This window comes from Pseudonocardia sp. ICBG1034 (genome assembly GCF_020131375.1).
Lineage (GTDB): Bacteria > Actinomycetota > Actinomycetes > Mycobacteriales > Pseudonocardiaceae > Pseudonocardia > Pseudonocardia alni.
This window is the reverse complement of record NZ_JAHLEK010000019.1, coordinates 1-21,055: the sequence shown is the minus strand read 5'-3', so window position 1 is coordinate 21,055 and position 21,055 is coordinate 1. Positions and strand designations below refer to the sequence as shown.

At 78.2% G+C, this 21,055-nt stretch carries 12 protein-coding genes; 8 read left to right on the top strand and 4 right to left on the bottom strand.

Features of this window, described 5'->3' with window-relative positions:
* The first annotated feature begins 122 nt into the window (after positions 1–122).
* From KPF22_RS20135 to KPF22_RS20110, 6 genes are read left to right on the top strand one after another with little or no spacing between them, the layout of a single operon-like run.
* Positions 123–4,133 carry an amino acid adenylation domain-containing protein gene (locus tag KPF22_RS20135; protein WP_305080306.1) on the top strand — a complete coding sequence of 1,337 codons (4,011 nt, stop codon included), beginning with the start codon at positions 123–125 and terminating at the stop codon, positions 4,131–4,133.
* Positions 4,130–10,492, top strand: coding sequence for a type I polyketide synthase (locus KPF22_RS20130; RefSeq protein ID WP_224402992.1), 6,363 nt, complete (start codon positions 4,130–4,132; stop codon positions 10,490–10,492). The genes KPF22_RS20135 and KPF22_RS20130 overlap by 4 nt, the downstream gene beginning before the upstream one ends.
* Positions 10,489–11,991 (top strand): ABC transporter substrate-binding protein, encoded by a 1,503-nt coding sequence (locus KPF22_RS20125; RefSeq protein ID WP_224402991.1) that lies wholly within the window; start codon positions 10,489–10,491, stop codon positions 11,989–11,991. Before KPF22_RS20130 ends, KPF22_RS20125 begins: the two co-directional genes overlap by 4 nt.
* Positions 11,988–12,932 carry an ABC transporter permease subunit gene (locus tag KPF22_RS20120; protein WP_224402990.1) on the top strand — a complete coding sequence of 315 codons (945 nt, stop codon included), beginning with the start codon at positions 11,988–11,990 and terminating at the stop codon, positions 12,930–12,932. Before KPF22_RS20125 ends, KPF22_RS20120 begins: the two co-directional genes overlap by 4 nt.
* Positions 12,929–15,154 carry an ATP-binding cassette domain-containing protein gene (locus KPF22_RS20115; protein ID WP_208825640.1) on the top strand — a complete coding sequence of 742 codons (2,226 nt, stop codon included), beginning with the start codon at positions 12,929–12,931 and terminating at the stop codon, positions 15,152–15,154. Before KPF22_RS20120 ends, KPF22_RS20115 begins: the two co-directional genes overlap by 4 nt.
* On the top strand, positions 15,085–17,331 hold the full coding sequence (locus KPF22_RS20110; RefSeq protein WP_224400893.1) for a methyltransferase: 2,247 nt from the start codon (positions 15,085–15,087) through the stop codon (positions 17,329–17,331). Before KPF22_RS20115 ends, KPF22_RS20110 begins: the two co-directional genes overlap by 70 nt.
* A gap of 35 nt (positions 17,332–17,366) precedes the next feature.
* Here the strand turns inward: KPF22_RS20110 and KPF22_RS20105 are convergent, their stop codons facing one another.
* The 3 genes from KPF22_RS20105 to KPF22_RS33240 all read right to left on the bottom strand — a co-directional run bounded on the left by KPF22_RS20105 (position 17,367) and on the right by KPF22_RS33240 (position 19,157).
* Positions 17,367–17,528: an RGCVC family protein gene (locus KPF22_RS20105; RefSeq protein WP_224400894.1), complete on the bottom strand. Its 162-nt coding sequence runs from the start codon at positions 17,526–17,528 to the stop codon at positions 17,367–17,369.
* Between the two features lie 50 nt (positions 17,529–17,578).
* The gene (locus KPF22_RS20100) at positions 17,579–18,637 is read right to left on the bottom strand and encodes an acyl-CoA desaturase (protein ID WP_224400895.1); all 1,059 of its coding nucleotides are present in this window, start codon (positions 18,635–18,637) and stop codon (positions 17,579–17,581) included.
* A 244-nt stretch (positions 18,638–18,881) separates the two neighbouring features.
* On the bottom strand, positions 18,882–19,157 hold the full coding sequence (locus KPF22_RS33240) for a hypothetical protein (RefSeq protein WP_224400896.1): 276 nt from the start codon (positions 19,155–19,157) through the stop codon (positions 18,882–18,884).
* Between KPF22_RS33240 and KPF22_RS20090 the strand changes: the two genes are divergently transcribed.
* On the top strand, positions 19,137–20,081 hold the full coding sequence (locus KPF22_RS20090; RefSeq protein WP_224400897.1) for an alpha/beta hydrolase: 945 nt from the start codon (positions 19,137–19,139) through the stop codon (positions 20,079–20,081). The genes KPF22_RS33240 and KPF22_RS20090 overlap by 21 nt on opposite strands.
* Positions 20,082–20,130: 49 nt before the next feature.
* On the opposite strand, the gene KPF22_RS20085 is transcribed toward KPF22_RS20090, so the two are convergent.
* The gene (locus KPF22_RS20085) at positions 20,131–20,832 is read right to left on the bottom strand and encodes an ATP-binding protein (protein WP_224403120.1); all 702 of its coding nucleotides are present in this window, start codon (positions 20,830–20,832) and stop codon (positions 20,131–20,133) included.
* A gap of 29 nt (positions 20,833–20,861) precedes the next feature.
* On the opposite strand from KPF22_RS20085, the gene KPF22_RS20080 reads away from it, so the two are divergent.
* Positions 20,862–21,055 (top strand): hypothetical protein (locus tag KPF22_RS20080; RefSeq protein WP_224403127.1); only part of this gene is annotated, 194 nt, incomplete at its 3' end.

The window sequence follows — 21,055 nt, the reverse complement described above, 5'->3', positions numbered from 1 at the left end:
GTTAGACGATATTGACAATCAGACTCAATAAGGTCAGAGTCGCTCCGGCGCCGAGTTCGTCACCCACCCGTGTGACGCGTGCGCCACCGCCCCGAACTCCCGCACCCCGAAGGGACAACCGCATGACGGTCCGGCTCGACGACGTCCTCGCCTGCCTCGCGGAGGTGCTCGACCGGCCGGACCAGCTCCCACCGGACGTGCCGCTGACCGAGCTCGGCCTCGACTCCTTCACCGCCGTGCGGCTGCGCCGGCGGCTGCGCGAGGAGACCGGGCTCAGCCTGCCGCTGCCGGACTTCCTCGGCGGCGCGACCGCACGCACGGTGGCCGGGACGGCCGCCGGGGAGCCCGCTCCCGCGGCGGACCCGCCGACCGCAGGCACCGCCGCACCGGCGTCGCCGCCGGACGGCACCCCGTTCCCGCTGACCGCCGTGCAGAGCGCCTACCTGGTCGGCCGGGACCCGGCGTTCCCGCTCGGCGGGGTCGCGACGTTCTGGTACCAGGAGTTCGACCGGGTTCCCGACGGCGACCCGCTCGCCGACCTCGACCGCCTCGCGACCGCCTGGGACGTCCTCGTGCGCCGGCACCCGATGCTGCGGATGGTCGTCGGCGACGACGGCCGCCAGCGCGTGCTCCCCGAGGTCCCCGCGACGCGGATCGCCACGGCCGACCTGCGCACCGACCCCGACCCCGACGTGCGGCTGGGCGCGCTGCGCGAGGAGTGCTCGCACCAGGTGCGCGAGCCGGGGACGTGGCCGCTGCACGACCTGCGGGCCGCGCTGCTCCCGGACGGGCGCACCCGCCTGCACATCGGTATCGACGTGCTCGCGCTCGACCTCACGAGCTGGATGGTGCTGATGCGGGAGTGGGGCGAGGTCGTCGCCGACCCGGACGTCGCGCTGCCGCCGCTGCCGACGACCTTCGCGGCCCTCACCGCGCGGACGACCACCGACCCCGCCGAGCGGGCGCGCCGCGACCGCGACCGCGCCTACTGGGCGGACCGCGCACCGCTGCCGGCCGGACCCGCCCTGCCGTGGACGGGGCTGCCGTGGACCGACCCGCCCGGCGACCCGGCACCCCGCATGACCCGGCACACCGCCGTCCTCGACGCCGACGCGTGGAGCCGGCTGCGCGCCGCCGCGGCCCGGCACGGGCTCAGCCCGACCGGCGCGCTGCTCGCCGCGTTCGCGTTCGTGCTCCACCGCTTCGGCGCCGAGGAGCCCTTCGCCCTCAACACCACCCTGTTCGACCGCGACGACGTCGCCGCCGGTGACGACACACCGGGACTGGACCGGGTGGTCGGCGACTTCACCAGCACCGTGCTGGTCGCCGTCGAGCCGCCGGACCTGCGCACCTGGGACGGCTTCGCCGGGTTCGCCGAGCGCGTCAACCGGCGGTTCTGGGCCGACCTGGAGCACCGCTCGGTGCCCGGGGTCGAGGTCACCGCGGGCACCGCCGGGCCGCGCGACCCGCGCACCGGGCTGCCCGCCCCCGCACACCCGGTGGTGTTCACCAGCGGACTGGGGCTCACCGGGGACGGCCCGGCGGCCACGGACTGGCTGGGGGAGGAGGTCTTCGGGATCTCCCAGACCCCGCAGGTGCTGCTCGACCACATCGTCCACGACGCGGGCGGCGTGCTCCGGGTGCACTGGGACCTGCGGGCGGACACCCTGCCCGCCGGGTTCGTGCCCGGACTGCGCGACGCCCACCACACGCTGCTGCGCCGGCTCGCCGACGAGCCCGCCGCCTGGACCGACCCCACCCTGGGACACGACCCGTCGACGGCCGCGGCCGGGCCGGTCGGCCCGAACCCGTTCACCGCGTACGGCCCGCTCCTCGACGACCCCTGGCGCGCCGCCGTCCGGCCGGGCCGACCCGCGCTGCTCGACGCCCGCGGCTGCGTCGCCGCCGACGTGCTCGCCGCCCGCGCGGACCGCACCGGCGCCGCGCTCGCCGGTGTCGGAGCCGGGCCGGGCGAGCTGGTCGCGGTCTGCGTGGAGAAGGGGATCGCGCAGGTCACCGCCCTGCTCGGGGTCCTCGCGAGCGGCGCGGGCTACGTCCCGGTCGAACCGTCGTGGCCCGCCGCACGGATCGCCTCGGTCTGCGCCCGCTCCGGCCTGCGGCACGCGCTCGTCGCGCCGGGGGACACCACCGCCTGGCCCGACGGGGTGCGCACCCACGTCCTCGACGCCGACGGGGTCCTCGACGGCGACGCCGCGACCCCGCGCCGCCCCGACCCGGGAGACCTCGCCTACGCGATCTTCACCTCCGGGTCGACCGGCACCCCGAAGGGCGTCGGGATCGCCCACCGCGCCGCCCGCACCACCCTCGACGACCTCGAGGCCCGCTATCCGCTGCGTGCGGACGACCGGGTGCTCGCGCTGTCGGCGTACAGCTTCGACCTGTCGGTCTACGACGTGTTCTCGGTGCTCGGCGCCGGCGGCGGGGTCGTGCTGCCCGACGCCGACCGGCAGCGCGACCCCGGCCACTGGCTGGACCTCATGGCGGCCCACCGCGTGACCGTGTGGAACACCGCGCCCGCGCTGCTGGAGATGCTCGTCGAGTACGCCGAGATCGAGCCCGACGCGACGCGGCGTGCGCTGGCCTCGCTGCGCCAGGTCTTCCTGTCCGCCGACTGGATCCCGGTGACCCTGCCCGACCGGTTGCGCGCGCTCGCCCCGCAGGCACGGGTGATCGGTCTCGGCGGCGCCACCGAGGCGTCGATCTGGTCGATCTCCTACCCGGTCGACGCGGTCGACCCGGCCTGGCCGAGCATCCCCTACGGCCGCGCACTGGGCGGCCAGAGCTTCCACGTCCTCGACCCCGACGACGGCAGGCCCTGCCCGGTGGGCCGGCCCGGGGAGCTGTTCATCGGCGGCGACGGGCTCGCCGAGGGCTATGTCGGCGACCCCGACCAGTCTGCGGCCCGCTTCGCCGTGCACCCGACCACCGGCACCCGCGTCTACCGGACCGGTGACCTCGGACGGTGGCGCCCGGACGGCACCATCGAGTTCCTCGGCCGTACCGACCGGCAGGTCAAGATCCGCGGCCACCGGATCGAGCTGGGGGAGCTGGAGGCGACCCTGGACCGGCTGCCCGCTGTCCGCCACGCCGTCGCCCAGGCGGTCCGCGGCCCGGACGACCGGCCCCGGCTGGTCGCGTTCGTGGTGCCCGCGGACCCGGCGACCCCGCCCGGCGACGGCGAGCTGGCCGCCGCGCTGCGCGCGGCGCTGCCGCCGTACATGGTGCCCAACCGCTTCGTCGTGCTGACGGAGCTGCCGATCACCGCCAACGGGAAGGTCGATCACGGGGCCCTGCCGAACCCGTTCGCCGCCCGGTCCACACCGTCCTCCGCAGTGCCCCCGACCGCGGCTCCGGTCGTGTCCCCGGCAGCGGCCTCCGAGACCGCCACCCCCGCCGACCCGGCACCGGTCCCCGCCCCCACGGTCCCGTCGACCGGCGCGGCCCCGGCCGCCACGGCGGGGCAGGAGCACGTGGCCCCCGGATGGCCCGCGGTCCCGCCGCAGGGCATCGAGCTGCGGCTCACCGTCGGCTGCGGCGGCATCGGACCCGTCGACGCGCTCGCCGTCGCCGCGCCGTGGGTGCAGCGGCTGCGCGCCGAGCTCCGCACCCACGGCGCGACGGTCGCCGAACGGACACCCGCCGACGGGCTCGTCGAGCTCGTGGTGACGGCCCCGTCCACCGCGCCGCCCCCGTCCACCGCCCCGGTTCCGACCCCGGCGGCCGCGGCCGCGCCCCCCGCGCCGGTTTCCTCGCCCGCGGCCACGAGAGCCCCGGACCCGCTCGTCGAACGGACCGTCGCGCGGGTGTTCAGCGACCTGCTCAACGGACCGGTCGAGGTGGGCACCCCGTTCTTCCAGCTCGGGGCGTCCTCGCTGACCCTGGTCCTGGCCCACCGGAGGCTGGTCGAGCTGGACCCGCAGCTCACGGTGGTCGACCTGTTCGCCCATCCCACCGTCCGCGACCTGGCCCGGCACCTCACCGCGACCGCGACGGAGCCGACCGGGGCGGGCGCACCCCCACCGGTGCCGGACCCGCCGGCCCCGCAGCCCGGCGACGGCCGCGCCGCCGGCCGCCGCGCCGCCCGCGCCCGCGCCGCGGCGGTGGCCGGATGAGCGACACGCACGAGCCCGTCGCCGTCGTCGGCATGGCGTGCCGGTTCCCCGGGGCCGACGACCTCGACGCCTTCTGGCAGCTGCTCGTCGACGGCCGCGAGGGCCTCACCCGGGTCGACCCGGGCGGCGTCCCGCGCGCCCTGCGCGAGCGCCCCGGCTACGTCCCCGTCGCCGGGATCCTCACCGACCAGGACCGCTTCGACCCGGCCCCGTTCGGGCTGACCGGGGCCGAGGCCGACCTGCTCGACCCCCAGCAGCGCCTGTTCCTCCAGACCGCCTGGCACGCCCTGGACCACGCCGGGCACGGCGGCGTCCGGGACGCCGGAGCGGTCGGGGTGTTCGCCGGGTCCATGCAGTCGAGCTACCTGGCCTCCAACCTCGCCGACCGGTGGGACCCCACCGGCGCGGGCCCGGACCCGCTCGGGAGCCTCGCCACCGCCATGGCGACCCAGCCGGACTACCTGCCGTTGCAGACGGCCTTCCGGCTGGGACTGTCCGGGCCGGCCGTGGCGGTGTCGACGAGCTGCTCGACCTCGCTGGTCGCGGTGCACCTGGCCGTGCAGTCGCTGCTGAGCGGGGAGTCCGACACCGCGCTCGCCGGCGGGGTGTCGCTGATCGTGCCGCAGGGCCGCGGCTACGTGCACGTGCCCGGCGGGATCTTCTCCGCCGACGGGCACGTGCGGCCCTTCGCCGCCGCGGGCAGCGGGATCGTCTACACCCAGGGCGTCGGCGTCGTGGCGCTGCGCAGGCTGTCCGACGCGCTCGCCTCCGGCGACGTGGTCCACGCCGTCGTGCACGGCACCGCGGTCAACAACGACGGCGCCGACAAGGCCGGGTTCACCGCGCCGTCGGTACGCGGCCAGGCCCGCGTCGTCGCCGAGGCGCTCGCCGTCGCCGGGCTCGGTCCCGCCGACATCGGCCTGGTCGAGGCGCACGGCACCGCGACACCGCTCGGCGACCCGGTCGAGGTCACCGCGCTGCGCCGGGTACTCGGCGACACCGGTGAGCCGTGCGCGCTCGGCTCGGTGAAGGGCAACATCGGTCACACCAACTCCGCGGCGGGCGTCGCGTCGCTGATCAAGGCCGTGCTGGCGGTGGCGCACCGGAGGGTCCCCGCCACGCTGCACGCGGAACCGGCGAACCCGGCGCTGCACCTGGACGGGAGCCGGTTCCGGCTCCCCGCGGTCTGCGCGCCGTGGACCGGACCCGTGCACGCCGGTGTCAGCTCGTTCGGCATCGGCGGCACCAACGCCCACGTCGTCCTCGGCCCGGCCCCGCAGCGGGCCCCGGCCGCCGACGACCCCCGGCCGCAGCTGCTGTGCGTGTCCGCCGCGACCGCCGAGGCCGCGCGGGCGACCGCCGCGCGGGTGGCCGCCGCCCTGACCCCGGGCCCGTCCGGGGTGCGTCCCGCCGACGCCGCGCACACCCTCGCCCGCGGGCGGGTCGCGCTGCCCCACCGGGTCGTCGGCGTCGGGCTCGCCGCGCTGGCCGCGGCCGCACCGGTCCACGCCGGCACCCCCCGCCTGGTGTTCGCCTTCCCCGGCGCCGGCAGCCCCCGGCCGGGGATGGCGGCCGGGCTGCACCGCGACGAACCGGTCTTCGCCGCCGCGTTCGACGAGGCCGCCGCCCTGCTCGCCCCGCACCTGGGTGCCGACGTCACCGACGCGCTGGACCCCGGCGGGCCCGCCGACCGGATCGCCGACCCCGCGTTCGGGCTGCCCGCGCTGTTCGCGGTCTCGGTCGGCGCGGCCGCGCTGCTGCGGAGCTGGGGCGCCCACCCGGACGCGCTGGTCGGGCACAGCCTCGGCGAGTGCGTCGCCGCCACCGTGGGCGGCGCGCTCGCGCTGGCCGACGCCGCCCGGCTCGTCGCGGCCCGCTGCCTCGCCGCGTCCCGCGCCGCGGGCGGCGGAGCGATGCTCGCCGTCGGCCTGTCCGAGGACGCGCTCGTGGCCCGGCTGCCCCGCGCGCTGGACCTCGCCGTGGTCAACGGCCCGTCGGCGTGCGTGGTGTCCGGCCCCGCCGCGGACGTGGCCGCGTTCGCCGCCGCCCTCGCCGCCGACGGCGTCGCCCACGCCCCGCTCGCCGTGTCCGCCGCCATGCACTCCCGGGCGATGGACGCCGAGCAGGCCGGGCTGGAGGCCGCGCTCGCCGGACTGGCCGGCACCGCGCCGCGCATCCCGGTCGCGAGCACCGTCACCGGCCGGATCGCGGGCGCCGAGCTGGGCACCGCACGGCACTGGGCCGAGCAGCTGCGCCGCCCGGTGCGGTTCGCCGACGCCCTGGCGGCCGCCGTCGGGGAGGGGCCCGCCGTCGTCGTCGAGGTGGGGCCGGGCACCGCACTGTCCCGGCTCGCCACCGGCGCGGAGGGGGTCGTCGCGACCGTGCCGCTCCTCGACGCCGGGCCGGACGCCATCGGGCCGGACGAGACCGCCGCGGCCCGCGCCGCGCTGGGACGGCTGTGGGCACACGGCGTCCCGGTCGACCCGGGCGCCCCGGCCGGGTCCGGACGCCGCCGCGTCGTGCTGCCCGGCTACGCCTTCACCCGGTCCCGGCACTGGATCGACCCGCCCGAGCAGGCCACCGGCACCGCGCCCGACGAACCGCTGCAGCTCCTCACCTGGGAGCCGGTCGCCCCGGTGACCGGCCGGCCGGACGGGGGATGGACCGTGCTCGGCGACGGCCCGCTCGCCGACACCCTGCGGCAGCGGCTCACCCCCGGACCGGACGTCATCGTCGTCGGCCCGGACCCGGGCGCCGACCCCGCGACGGTCGTGGCCGGGTTCGGGGCCCACGCCGCCGACCTCCCCGACGACGACGCGCCGCGGCTGCTGCTGGTGACCCGCCGCGGCGCCCGGATCGCCGCCGACGGCCCGGCCGACCCCGCCGCGGCCGCACTGCGTGCGCTGCCGCGGGTGCTCGGACAGGAACGGCCCGGCCTGGCCTGGGCCACCACCGACCTCGGCGCCGACACCGGCTCCGGTGCCGGGCCGGGTCCCGCAACCGACCGGGAGGCCGGGCTCGTCCTGGCCGAGGCCGCCGCCCTGGCCGCCGGTGGCGCCGGTGCGGTGACCGCCTGGCGCGGCGGCACCCGCTGGCGGCTCGCCCTGCGCGGCTGGGACGCCGAGCCGGACCCCGCGGCCGCCCCCGCACAGGGGACGGCGGTCGTCATCGGCGGCGCGGGCGCGGTCGGTCAGGTCGTCGCCCGCCGCCTCGCCGCGGCCGGGCACCGCGTGGTCGTCACCTCCCGCACCGGGCGGGACGGCACCCGCGCCGTCGACGCCACCGACCCCGCCGCGACGACGGCCCTGCTCACCGAGCTGGCCGGCGACGGGCCGCTGTCGGTCGTCGTCCACGCCGCCGGGGTGCTCGCCGGTGCCGAGCTGGACCCGCTCCGCGAGCTCGACGCCGGACGGGTCCGTGCCCACCTCGACGCCAAGCTCGGCGGGGCACTGGCCCTGCACCGGGCGGTCACGGCGCTGCCCGCCGACCGGCGCCCGTCCCGCGTGCTGCTGATGTCCTCGGTCGCGACGCTGCTCGGCGGCGTCGGCACCGGGGCATACGCCGCCGCCAACGCCGCGCTGGCCGCCGTCGCCGGGCCGGGATGGCAGGCCGTGCACTGGGACGGCTGGAGTGTCGGGACGGGCGCGACCGCATCGGCCGCGCTCGACGCCACCACCGGCGGCGACGCGCTCGACCGGGTGCTCGCCCTGCCCGCCGTCGACGAGCTGGCGGTCACCGCCTCGCCCCTGGCGCGCCGGATCGCCGCGTCCGGTCGGCCCCGGGCCGCGGCCGCACCCACGGGGCCCGCCCTCGACGGGGTCGAGGGGGAGGTCGCGGCGCTGTGGAGCGAGCTGTTCGGCACCCCGGTCACCGACCCGCAGGACGACTTCTTCGCCCTCGGCGGGCACTCGCTGCTCGCGACGCGGATGCTCGCGGCCCTGCACGACCGCCACGGCGTCGCGCTCGCCCTGCGCGACCTGCTCGCCGCCCCCACCGTCGCCGGGCTGGCCGCTCTGCTGACCGGGGGAGCGGCCGCCCCCACGGCCCCGGAGCCGGTCGCGGCGGGGCAGGACGGCGTCGCCGCCGACGGGACGTTCCCGATGACCCGGGTCCAGCACGCCTACCTGGTCGGCCGCGACGGCGGCTACGACGACGGCGGCGTGCCCTGCTACTTCTACCTGGAGTACGACGCGGACGGGCTCGACGTGCCCCGGCTGGAGGCCGCCTGGAACGTCGTCGTCGCCCGGCACCCCATGCTGCGCGTGGTCGCCACCGCCGACGGCCGCTTCCGCGTCCTCGACGACGTCCCGCACTACCGGATCCGGGTGCACGACCTCACCGGCGCCGACCCGGAGCGGCGGGGGTCGCGGCTCGCGTCGCTGCGCGAGCGGATCTCGACCCGGCCCGGCCCGCCGGACCGCTGGCCCCTGGTGACGATCCAGGCGGCCCTGCTCCCCGCGGGCCGGGTACGGGTCCTGATCGGCGTCGACGTACTGGTGTGCGACGCCGCGTCCTGGTGGATCGTCTCCGACGAGTGGCGGGCCGCCTACGCCGACGCCGCAGCCCCGCAGGCGCCGCGGTCGCTGCCCCCGCCGCCGCGTGTCCACCCGGCGGCCTGCACCGCCGCGCTGGCCGCGCGCGCCGCCGGACCGGAGGGCCGTGCCGCCGCGGACTGGTGGCGCGGACGGCCGGTCCCCGGCCCGCCCGCGCTCCCGGTCCGGACGCCGGTGTCGACGGACGGACGGCCGCCGCGGTTCCGCCGCCGGGTCCACCGGATCGCCCCGGCCGACCATGCGGCGCTGCGCGCGCAGGCCGCCCGCCACCGCGTCACACCGACCGCGGTGCTGCTCACCGCGTTCACCGACGTGCTCGCCGAGTGGGCGGGTGCGGGCGGGTTCGGCGTGCTCCTCACGCTCTTCGACCGCCCGCCGGGCACCGCGGGCGTCGTCGGGGACTTCACCTCACTGGTCCTGCACGGCACGCCGGAGACCCCGCACCCGGTGTTCGCCGAGCGCGCCGCCGCCACCCAGGCCCGGCTGTTCGACGAGCTCGACCACCGCGCGGCCTCCGCGCTCGACGTGCTGGCCGAACGCTCCGCCCGCACCGGCGCGGTGCACCGGGTGCCCGTGGTCTTCACCAGCGCGCTCGGCCTCGACGACGGCCGGTCCCTGGAGTGGATCGGCGAGCAGGTGGCCGCGCTGTCCTCCACCCCGCAGGTGTGGCTGGACCACCAGGTCGTCGAGGTCGCGGGCGAGCTGCGGCTGCAGTGGGACGGCCCCGAGGGCGTCCTGCCCGACGACGAGCTGGACGCCGTCACCGCCCGGCACGCCGAGCGGGTACGCCTGCTGGCCACCGACCCGGCGGCCTGGGGACCCGCCCCCGACCCGGCGGCCCCGGCTCCTTCCCCGATTCCGGCCCCACCTCCGGCACCCGCCCCGGGGGCGACGGTGCGTGCGGACGCGGCCGACGCGGTCATCCCGCTGCGCGGCGGGGACTACCCGGACCGGCCCGCGCTCGTGCTCGTCCACCCCTCCGGCGGGGACGTGCTCTGCTACGTCGAGCTGTCCCGGATGATCGACCGCCGGTTCGACGTGCTCGCCGTCGCCGACCCCCACCTGTCGCTCCCGGCGCCGCACACCGACGCGCCGGAGACGGTGCCCGCCCTCGCGGCCGCCCACCTGGCCGCGCTGCGCGCCGCCGGACGGCGCGGGCCGTGGCTGCTGGGCGGCTGGTCGATGGGCGGCACGCTCGCCCAGGAGATGGCCGTCCAGCTGACGGCGGCGGGGGAGTCCGTCCCGCTCCTGGTCATGGTCGACTCCAACGACCCGGCGCACATCCGGCCGGTCCCCGGCACCGGGGCCGAGCTCGACCGCGCCGTCGCCGTCCGGCACCTGCGGGCGCTGGAGGCCTACCTCGGGGCGGACCTCGACGCCGACGGTCTCACCGGACCCGGGGCCCCGCCCGACCTCGTCGCGGCCGTCGCGGACCGGCTGCGCGACCACGGCCTGCTGGGCCGGGCCGAACCGGACGCGGCCGTCGTCGGGCGGCTCGCGGTGATGGCCCGGCACCTGCGGGCGCTGGCCGCCCACCGGGCGCGGCGACTCGACGCCACCGGTACCGCGACCGTCCTGGTCCGGGCCGACCGGCGGGCGCCCCGCAACTCCGGCATCGGCATGGGCGTCGACGACACCCCGCCCGGTGCCGGGCCCGACCTCGGCTGGTCGGCGCACCTCGCCGGCCCGCTGCACACCGTCGGAGTCGACGCCCACCACTACGGCGTGCTGCACCGGCCCGCCCTCCCCGACGTCGGCGCCGCGATCGACGCGGCGCTGCTCGCACTCCTGGAACGGATCGCATGAGACGACTGCTCACCGCGGGCCTGCTGGCCTGCGCCGTCCTCGCCGGCTGCGCGGCCCCGGCACCCACCGCCGCCGGTCCGGCGGACACGGTCCGCTACGTCGCACCCGGCTCCGGCGGCGCGGCCGTCGACGACCCGCACGGGATGCTTCCCGCCGAGAGCGACATCGTGCGGATGGCGCTCACCTACGACGTGCTGACCGTCCCGGGCGACGACGGCTCCCCGCAGCCCCGGCTGGCGACGTCGTGGACCCCGGACCCCACGCTGACCCGCTGGACCGTCCGGCTGCGCGACGACGCCGTGTTCACGACCGGTGCGAAGGTCCGGGCCGCCGACGCGCTGTTCTCACTGCGCCGGATGGCGTCGAAGTCCGCGGAGAACTTCGGCCGGACGGCCATGTTCGACCTCGCCGCCTCCCGCGCCACCGACGACACCACGCTGACGCTGGTCACCCGGGCGCCCTACGCCGAGGTCGGGACCGCGCTGATGGGCGCCACGTTCGTGGTACCCGAGGGCAGTACCGACTTCGCCTCCGGCCTCGTCCCGGGGTCCGGCCCGTTCCGGCCGGTGCGCTCCGACGCCCAGACCACCGTGTTCGAACGCAACGACTCCTGGTGGGGGCCGCGGCCGCCGAGCCGGGTGATCGAGGTGCGTGCGCTGGCCGACCCGCAGGCCCGCGCCCAGGCCGTGCTGTCCGGTGAGGCCGACCTCGCCGGCAGCGTCCCGCCCACCGCCGCCGACCAGGGCGCGGCCGCCGGCCTGACCGTCGTCCGCAAACCGGGCGCGACGATGTACCCGCTGGTCATGCGCACCGACACCGCGCCCTTCTCCGACCCCCGGGTCCGCGAGGCGATCCGGCTCGGCGTCGACCGGCGCCAGCTGCTCGACGCCGTGTTCGGCGGCAAGGGCACGCTCGGCAACGACCTGATCACCCCCACCGACCCGAGCAGCCCGCGCGACCTCCCGCAGATCGAACGCGACGTGCCCCGCGCCCGCGCACTGATGGCGCAGGCCGGCCTGGCCGGTGGCGTCGACGTCACGCTGCACACCACCACCGCCTACCCGGGCATGGACACCGCGGCGACCCTGCTGTCCCAGCAGCTCGCCGAGATCGGGGTGCGGGCGCGCATCGAGGTCGGCCCGCCGGACACCTACTTCAGCACCGTCTACGGCGCCGAGCCGTTCTACGTCAGCTTCCTCGGCGGCATCCCCTTCCTCGACGTCGTGCGGGTGGCACTGACCCCCGGCTCGCCGACCAACGAGACCGCCTGGGCGGACCCGTCGTGGAACGCCCGGCTGGCCACCGCGCTGGCCGAGCCGGACACCGCGAAGCGCCGCGCCGGGCTCGGTGCCCTGCAGACCCGCCTGCGCGACGAGGGCGGCTACCTCGTGTGGGGCGTCGGCGACCGGCTCGACCTCGCCGCACCCGGGGTGACCGGGGTGTCCCCGGCGATCGGGTTCGGCGCCGGCTTCCTCGACCGGGTGCACCACGACCGATGACCGACGTCCGACCCGGCCGGGCGCCGGGCCGCAGGCGGGCGGTGGCCCGTGCGGTGGCCCGCGCCGTCCTGCGGGCCGCCGGGCTGCTGGCCGGGTCCGCGGTGGTGGTCTCCGCCGCCACCGCGGTCCTGCCCGCCGACGCCGTGACGGTCCGGGCGGGCGGCCGGGTCGACCCGGCCGCGCTCGCGGAGCTGCGCGCCGCGGCGGGCCTGGACCGGCCGTGGCCCGCCCGGTTCCTGACCTGGGTCGCCGGCCTGCTCACCGGGGACCCCGGACGGTCGCTGGTCAGCGGCCGTCCGGTCGCCGACCTCGTCGCCGGACGGGCCGGGACCACCGCCGTGCTGGTGGTCGCGGCCCTGGTGGTGGCCGTGCCGCTCGCCGCGCTGCTCGCCCGCCGGCGCGGCGCCGCCGTCGCCGCGGTCGGCTCCGCGGTGCCCCCGGTCGTGGTCGCGGTCGGGCTCGCGACACTGCTGTCCGGCGTCCTGGGCTGGGTCCCGCCGGTGTCGCTGCTGCCGCCCGGTGAGCCGGCGTGGGCCCGGCCCGACCTGCTCGTCCTGCCCGTCCTCGCGCTCGCGCTGCCGTCGGGTGCCTTCGCCGCGGGCCAGCTGCGCGGGGTCGTCGAGGACGTCGCGGCCCGGCCGTTCGTGCGCGACGCCGTGCTGCGCGGGGTCCCCGCACCGGTCGTGGCCCTGCGCTACGCCGGTCCGTTCGTCGCGGCCCCCGCGCTGCGCGTGCTCGCGGTGACCGCGGGCTCGCTGGTCGCGGGCAGCACCGTCGTCGAGACGCTGTTCGGGGTCGCCGGGCTCGGGGAGCTGCTCGTGGGCGCCGTCGCCACCCGTGACCTGCCGGTGGTCTCGGCGGTGGCGCTGCTCGCCGCGTCCGTGGTGGTCGCGGGGACGCTGGCCGCCGACCTCGTCGCCGCCGCGGCGGGCCGGCCGTGAGGCGCTCCGTGCTCCTGCCCGGCGGGCTGCTGCTCGGCCTGCTGGTCGCGCTGCCCGTCGCGGGTCCGCTCGCCGGTGGCGACCCGCTGCGGGTCGTCGCCGCGCCGTGGTCCCCGCCGCGGCCCGGCCTGCCGTGGGGCGCCGACGTCCTGGGCCGCGACGTGCTCGCCCGGGTGCTCGACGGCGGAACCGGACCGGTCACGACGGCGGTGGCCGCCGCCCTGCTCGCCACGGCGATCGGCACCGCGGGCGGGTTGTGGGTGGGGTGGACCGGCGGGCGCCGCGCGCGTGCCGTCACCGCGCTGAGCGACCTGCTGGTCGCGGTGCCGTTGCTGCTGCTCGTCCTGGTCGCCGCGGTGACGCTGCCCGGGCCGGCCGCGGTCGTCGTCGGCACCGTCGTCGGCGGCGCGCCGCTCACCGTCCGGGTCGTCGCCGACGCCACCGCCCGGGCGCGCACCGCGGGCCACGTCGAGGCCGCACTCGTCCACGGCGAACGCCCGGTCGCGGTGCTGCTCCGCGAGGTGCTGCCCGCGCACGCACCCCTGGTGGCCGCCGACCTCGCCGGCCGCGCGGTGCTCGCGCTGCAGCTGGCCGCTGCCACCTCGGTGCTCGGGTTCGGCCCGCCGCCGCCGGCCCCGGACTGGGCGGTGATGCTGCGGGAGAACCTGCCGGGGCTGACCGTGAACCCGGCTGCGGTGCTCGCCCCGGCCGTCGCGCTCGGTGCGGTCGCGACGGTGCTGGCCGTGGTGTCGCTGCGGCTCGTGCCCGCACGCACCGGTACGACGCGGGTCCCCGGCGGCCCGGTGCAGACCGGCCCCGGGCTCACCGTGCGCGGGCTGCGCGTCCTCGATCCCGACGGGCGCGTCGTCCTCGACGGCCCCGACCTCGACGCGCACCCCGGGGAGGTCGTCGCCGTCGTCGGCTCGTCGGGGAGCGGCAAGACCACGCTGCTGCACGCGGTCCTGGGCACCCTGCCGGGGGGCCTGCGCGCCGTCTCGGGAGGTGTCGGCTGGGAAGGCGCTCCGCTGCCCCGGGGACGCCGCTGGCGACGGCGCACGCTCGGGCTGCTGGGGCAGGACCCGGCGCTGCACCCGCTGCGCGACGCCCGGGCCCAGCTGCCCGTCCCCGACCCGGACGCGGCGCTGCGTGCGGTCGGCCTCGACCCGGGGGCCGTCGGGGGGCTGCGGCCCGACCGGCTCTCCGGGGGCCAGGCCCGCCGGGTCGCGCTCGCCAGGGCGCTGGCCGGCGACCCCGCCCTGCTCGTGCTCGACGAGCCCACCGCGGGCCTCGACCCCGCCGCGACCGCCGTCGTCGTCGAGCTGCTGCGCGCCCGCGGCGGCGTCACCCTCGTCGTCACCCACGACCCGGCCGTCGCCGCGGTCGCCGACCGGGTCGTGCGGGTGGGCGCCCCCGCGCCGCCGCCGGCCCCGGCCGGTCCGCCGCCGTCCCGGGCCGGAACGCCGCCGTCGCCCACCGCGGTGCCGGTCCTCGACGCGCGGCACGTCACCACGGCCGTCCCCGGGGCCGCCGCGGACGTGGACGTTCCCGTGCGGCCCGGCGGGCTGACCGTGGTCACCGGGCCGTCCGGCTGCGGCAAGACCACCCTGCTCCGGGCACTGGCCGGGGTGCGGCCGGTCACCGGGGGCACCCTCGCACTGGCCGGTTCCGCCACGCCGTGGCCGGTGGGTGACCGCACCCCGGGCGTCGTCGCGCTGGTCGGGCAGCACCCCGTCCACGAGCTCAATCCGGCCCGCACCGCGGGGGCCGCCGTCGCCCGCCCGCTGCGCCGGCTCCACGGCATGCCCGCCGCCGTCGCCCGCGCCGAGGCGGTCCGGCTGCTGGGCGCGGTCGGCCTGCCGCCCGACGTGGCGGGACGGCGCCCGGCGGCGCTGTCGGGCGGGCAGCGGCAACGGGTCGCGCTGGCCCGTGCGCTGGCCGTGCGGCCCGCGGTCCTGCTCGCCGACGAGCCGACCTCCGCGCTGGACGCGGCGACCACGGCCGCCGTCCTCGACCTGCTCGACGCCGCCCGGGCCGACGGCCTCGCCGTGCTCGCCACCACCCACGACCGCGCGCTGGTCGAACGCGCCGACCACGTCGTCGACCTCGTCGACCCCGCCCCGACCCCGTCACCCAGACCGAGAGGAACCGCCCGGTGCGCACCGAACCCACCGCCGACCCGACCCACCCCTGGATCGCGCGCATCACCCGGGACGAGGACCTGACCCGGGTCGTCGTCGACCCGGCCGCGCTCGTCCCGCCGGACGGCGCGCTCGTCGTCGAGCACCGCGAGCACTGGACCGAGGTCTACGACTGGACCTACTCCGACCCGTCGCCGCTGGCCGGCTGGCGGGCCTCGGGGACCGGTGCGCCGCTGCCCGCCGCGCACATGGGGGAGTGGGCCGACCGCACGGCCGAGCTCGTGCTCGCCGCGCGCCCGCGCCGGGTGCTGGAGCTGGGCTGCGGCACGGGGATGCTGCTGGAGCGGATCGCCCCGCACGTCGAGGCCTACGTCGGCACCGACATCGCGGGCGACGTCGTCGACCGGCACCGCGCCGCCGCCGCGCCCGGGGTGCGGGTCGTGCGGGGCGCCGCGCACGAGGCCGGCTCGGCCGCCGTCCGGGAGGCGCTCGGCGGGCGGGCACCGGACTGCGTGGTGATCAACTCGGTGACGCAGTGCTTCCCCGACCTCGCCTACCTGACCGAGGTGCTCCGTACCGCGACCGCGGTCGTCGCGGCCGGGGGGACGGTCGTCGTCGGCGACGTGCGGCACGCGGGCCTGCACCTGCGGCACTGGCGGGAGACCGTCACCGCCACCGGGCCCGCCCCCGACGACGACGCCCTGGCGCGCACCGTCGCCGAGCGCGCCGCGACGGACCGTGAGCTGCTGGTCGACCCGGCCGCCCTCGCCACGGCGGCCCTCGCGGGCGGGCGCCGGATCGCCGTCGCCGTGCACGCCAAGACCCTCACCGACGACACCGAGCTGTCGCGCCACCGGTTCGACGCCGTCCTGCACGTCGACGCCGGACCCTCGCCGGTCCCGCAGGTCCTGGACTGGACCGGCGACCCGTTGGCCGGGGCGGAGCCGGTCCTGCTGCGCGGCATCCCCAACGCGTTGCTGCGTCCCGGCCCGCACGCGGTCACCGCGGCCCGGCTGCGCACCGACCTCGCCGGTCACGACGCCGCCGTCCTCCTCGACCCGGACGACCCCGAGCTGCTGGCGGTCGCCCGGCCCGCCGCCGCGGCCGCCCGGCCCGCCGCCGGGCTGGCCGGCCCGGGCCGGGCCCACGAGCCGTTCCCCGCGTTCGTGCGGAGCCGGGTCGGGCCGCTCGCGCGGCGTCTCACCGGCACCGACGCGACGGTCCTGCTGCCCGTCGCCGGGCCGGACGACGTCGCCGCGGCCGACGCGGCGGGCCTGGCCGCGCTGCCCGGCGGCGCACCGGCCGGCGACGCGGGCCCTGCCGACGCGGTCGCCCGGCTCGACGCCGTCGCGCTGCGTGCCATGGCCTCGGTGCTCGACGCCGGGGACCCCGACGTCGCCCCGCGGCACGCGTGGCTGGTGCGGCGGTGGCGGGCCGAGCTCGCCGCGCACGGCGACCCCGGGCCGCAGCCGGACGGCGCGCTGCACGCGGCGTGCACCGACCTGGGCTACCCGCCCGCGATGGTCGAGTTCTTCGCCGCCGCCATGGCCCACCTGCCCGCGCTGCTGCGCGACGAGGTGCCGCTGCAGGCGCTGCTGTTCCCCGACGGCGAGATCGCCACCGCCCTGGCGAGCTACCAGGACAACACGATCAACACCTACCTCAACGGGGCGCTGGCCCACCTCGCCGCGACCACCGCACGGACCCGGGCGGAGCCGCTGCGCGTCCTGGAGCTGGGGGGTGGCGTCGGCGGCAGCACCCGCGCCGTCCTCGACGGCCTGGGGGAGGCGCCGGTCGACTACCTGTTCACCGACGTCTCACGGTTCTTCCTCGACCTGGCCGCGACCCGGTTCCCCGGGGTGCGGACCGCGCTGCTCGACGTCACCACCGACCTGGCCGCCCACGACGGCCGCCACGACCTCGTCGTCGCGGCGAACGTCCTGCACAACGCCGTCGACGTCCGCGCGACGCTCGCCGCCGTCCGCGGGGTACTGGCCCCCGGCGGGGTGCTCGCCCTGGTCGAGTCGACCCGCGAGCACCTCCCGGCGCTGGTGTCGATGCAGTTCCTCATGTCCGCGCGTCCGGGCGCGGCCGCCGCGGGCAGCGGGGACCTGCGCGCCGGCACCGACCGGATCTTCCTGACCGAACGGCAGTGGTGGGCCGAGCTCGCCGCCGCCGGTCTGCGGCCGGTCGCGGCGCTGCCCGGTGACACGGACCCGCTGCGGGCGCTGGGGCAGCAGCTGCTGGTGGCGACGACGTAGTCACCCCGCCCCGGCGGCGGTACGGCGCGGTGCGGTCACCCCTTCGCGCAGACGCACCCCTGCGAGGACCCACCCGCGATCTTCGCCGAGCAGAACCTCCGGTCGATCGCGTCGTGGTCCTCCCAGGGGTGCGGGCAGACCGGGCACAGCTCGTCCGGGGTGTGGTCGGAGGCGGTCGAGGGGGTCGGGTCGTCCATGCTGGTGGTTCTCCTTCGGGGTTGTCGCCCCGAGCGGACCCGGGGACGGGTCAGCCGGCCGGTGGCCCGGTGGGGCGCCGCAGCGGGGCGCCGACCTCGTGCAGGTGACGGAGGACCTCGGCGTAGGAACGCAGGGGACCGGTCCGGGTGTAGGGCAGGCCGTGGGTGGTGCAGAACTCCTGCACGATCGGCTGAGCGCGGCGCAGGTGCGGGCGCGGCATGCGGGGGAACAGGTGGTGCTCGATCTGGTAGTTCAGGCCGCCCAGCGCGACGTCGAGCACCCGGCCGCCGAGCACGTTGCGCGAGGTCAGCACCTGCTTGTGCAGGTGGTCCAGTCGACGGCCCGCCGGGATGACCGGCATCCCCTTGTGGTTCGGAGCGAACGCCAGGCCCATGTACACGCCCCAGAGCCCCTGGTGCACGACGACGAACGCGACGGCCTGCACCGGCGCGAGGACCCAGAACACCGCCCCCAGGTACCCGACGGCGTGCGCGACGAGCAACGCCGCCTCCAGCCGCGGGCGGGGGACCTCTCGGCGCAGGATCGCCCGGACGGCGGTGAGGTGCAGGCTCCACCCCTCCAGGAACAGCAGCGGGAGGAACAGGTACGCCTGGTGGCCGACCATCCAACGGACGGGGCCCCGCGTGGCGGCGGCCTGCTCGGGGCTGAAGGCGAGCACCGGGATGTCGATGTCCGGGTCGTCGTCGGCGTGGTTGGGATGGGCGTGGTGCGCGGTGTGCTGGGTGACCCAGGCACCGTAGCTCAGCCCGACCAGCCCGCCGTGCAGGTAGCCGACGACGTCGTTGGCACGCCGGCCGGCGAAGATCTGACGGTGGCCCGCGTCGTGGCCGATGAAGGCCAGCTGCGTGGTCACGACCGCGAAGAACACCGCCAGCAGCAGCTGCCACCAGGACGGGCCGAGCCACACGAACACCGTGAGGCCGCCCGCGAGCAGGACCGCGTTCGCCGCGAACAGGAGCAGGTAGGTGCGGCGGGCCTCCTGCAGCAGACCCGCCCCGGACACCAGGGCGGCCAGCTCGCCGAACCCGCCCGCCGTCGTCGGACGGGTACGACGGGGGGACGTGCCGGTGGGCGGGGACGTCGTCATGCGTGCTCTCCGGTCGACCCTCGGGACACGGGACGAGCGGTCCTCACGACCGCACGGCTCACGCGTCGGAACGAGCCGCCAGGACAGCGACCACGCGACCTGGCCGGTGCGGGAACGGCCGGGACCGCACCACGGGACGGCACGGTCACGCCCCCGTAATGTGGCACACCGGTCGCCGCCCCGCACACCCACGCCCGGTCGCAGCCCGGCCGGGAGCCTCCTCAGGAGGCGGCCCGGCCGGCGCTCAGCGCTGCCGGACCGGCCGGACGAGGATCTCGTCGACGTCGATCTCGGGGGAGGTGTCGACCGCGTAGGCGACGGTGCTGGAGGCGCTCGCGGCCGTCCTGCGGCTCGACGACGACGCCCGGATGCGCCTGTTCCGGCCGGCGGGGGCGGCGCCGACCTGGACTACATCGGCAACATCCCGCCGTACGCCGCCGACGACGCGGCGGTCCTGCGGACGGCCGAGGTCGCGCGGGAGGTGGCGCAGCGGTGCGCGGTGAACGACCGCAACGGGCACCTGCGGCACGTCACGACCGCCAACGTCGCCCGGGACATGGACCGGATCCGGGCCGCGCTCGGCGAGGAGAAGGCGAGCTTCCTCGGCTTCTCCTACGGGTCGGCGCTCGGGGCGGCCTACGCCTCCCTGTTCCCCGACCGCTCCGACCGCGTCGTGCTCGACAGCAACGTCGGTGACACCCACCTCGACCCCGACGGCATCCGCCGCTACGCACTCGGCGCCGAGGAGACCTTCGGGGACTTCGCCCGCTGGGCCGCCGACCGGCACGACACCTACGGGCTGGGCGCCACCCCGGAGGAGGTGCGGGAGACCTATCTCCGGCTCGCCGCGCGGCTCGACGACCGGCCGTCGGCCGGGGTCGACGGGCGGGTGTTCCGGGCCGCCACCTTCGTCGGTCTGTACGGCCCGACCCTCTACGGCAGCACCGCCGCGGCCTGGCAGTCGCTGCTGTCCGGCGACGCGCCGCCCGCCCCGGCACCGCCCGCGGGCCCGTCGCCGCAGGACAACGCGTACACGGCGTTCCTCGCCACCACCTGCAACGACGTCGCCTGGCCGCGGGACGTCGCGGCCTACCAGCGGGCGGTGGCGCAGGACCGCGAGCGGTTCCCCGTGTACGGCGCGGCGAGCGCGAACGTGCTGCCCTGCGCCTTCTGGCCGTACGAGCCGGCCGAGCCGCCGGTCCGTGTGCTCGACGAGGGCCCGGCGAACGTGCTGATCGTGCAGAACCGCCACGACCCGGTCACCCCGCTGCGCGGCGGTGAGCTCCTCCGGGAGAAGTTCGGCGACCGGGCCCGGCTCGTCGTCGAGAACGGGAGCGGCCACGGCGTCTACGCCGGCGTCGGGAACACCCCGTGCGCGCTGGGGGTCACGACGTCGTACCTGGTCGACGGGACACTCCCGCCCGACGACGTGGTCTGCCGCTGACCGGCTCGCGGCGGCTCGGCAGGCAGCTGTGTGCCGGGCCGCCGGGCCCTCACCCCAGGAGCGTGAGCAGCCCGGAGAGCTCCAGCGCGTGCCGCGCCGGACCCGGCGGCACCTCGACCCGCAGCCGGTGCCCGCGGGCGCCCGCCCGGTCGGCGGCCTCGGCGAGCAGGGCGGCGCCGTTGCTCGCGACGTAGGTCGGTCCGTCGAGGACGAGGAGCACCGGCCCGGCGGTGACCAGCTCCAGGAGCCGGTCGCGGATCTCGGCTGCCCCGGCGAGGTCGAGGTCGCCGGCCAGGGTGAGGCGGCGGGCGTCGCCGCTGCGGCCGTCGTCGTGCAGCTCGGTGCGCCGGCGTCCGGGGGAGGGCCGTACGGGCGGCGCGGGGTGCTGCGCCACGGCGGGCGTGCGCGGGTCCGGGGTGATCTGCATGCGCACCACGGTGCCCCCGCCCGCCGTGTCGATCTCGGCGGTGGTGGCGATGGCGCGGATCATCTGCAGGCCGCGTCCGCGGTAGCCGGGGTCGGGCGGCGGCGGCCGCCAGCGGCCGGTGTCGGCGACCCGGGCCCGGACGCCGTCGTGCGGGGTGTAGCCGAGACGCAGGTGCACCTCGCCGGGCGGGTCGAACTCGGCGTAGCCGTGCTCGACGCTGTTGGCGGCGGCCTCGTCGATCGCTCGGACCAGGTCGTCGCCGAGGTCCTCGGCCAGGCCCACATGGCCGGCCCAGCGCCGGACCCGGCGGCGCATCGCCGGCAGCTCCCGGGCGGACCGGGGACGGGAGGTCGATGTCGGGCGGGAGGACGCGGACGCAGACCAGCGCGGCGTCGTCGGTGTGGGGCGGCCCCGCCAGGGGCCCGGCCGACGATTGGTCGGCGAACTGCTCGGGCGGCAGCCCCGCGACCTCGGCGGCGATCCGGGCCAGCCGGTCCAGCCCCTCGTCGAACGACCTCGCCGCGGCGCTCGACGAGCCCGTCGGTGT

Excerpts from the sequence above, each read along its gene's own strand:
- KPF22_RS20125 (WP_224402991.1), top strand. The coding sequence starts at position 10,489 with ATGAGACGACTGCTCACCGCGGGCCTGCTGGCCTGCGCCGTCCTCGCC.
- KPF22_RS20130 (WP_224402992.1), top strand. The coding sequence starts at position 4,130 with ATGAGCGACACGCACGAGCCCGTCGCCGTCGTCGGCATGGCGTGCCGG.
- KPF22_RS20100 (WP_224400895.1), bottom strand. The coding sequence starts at position 18,637 with ATGACGACGTCCCCGCCCACCGGCACGTCCCCCCGTCGTACCCGTCCG.
- KPF22_RS20120 (WP_224402990.1), top strand. The coding sequence starts at position 11,988 with ATGACCGACGTCCGACCCGGCCGGGCGCCGGGCCGCAGGCGGGCGGTG.
- KPF22_RS20105 (WP_224400894.1), bottom strand. The coding sequence starts at position 17,528 with ATGGACGACCCGACCCCCTCGACCGCCTCCGACCACACCCCGGACGAG.
- KPF22_RS20135 (WP_305080306.1), top strand. The coding sequence starts at position 123 with ATGACGGTCCGGCTCGACGACGTCCTCGCCTGCCTCGCGGAGGTGCTC.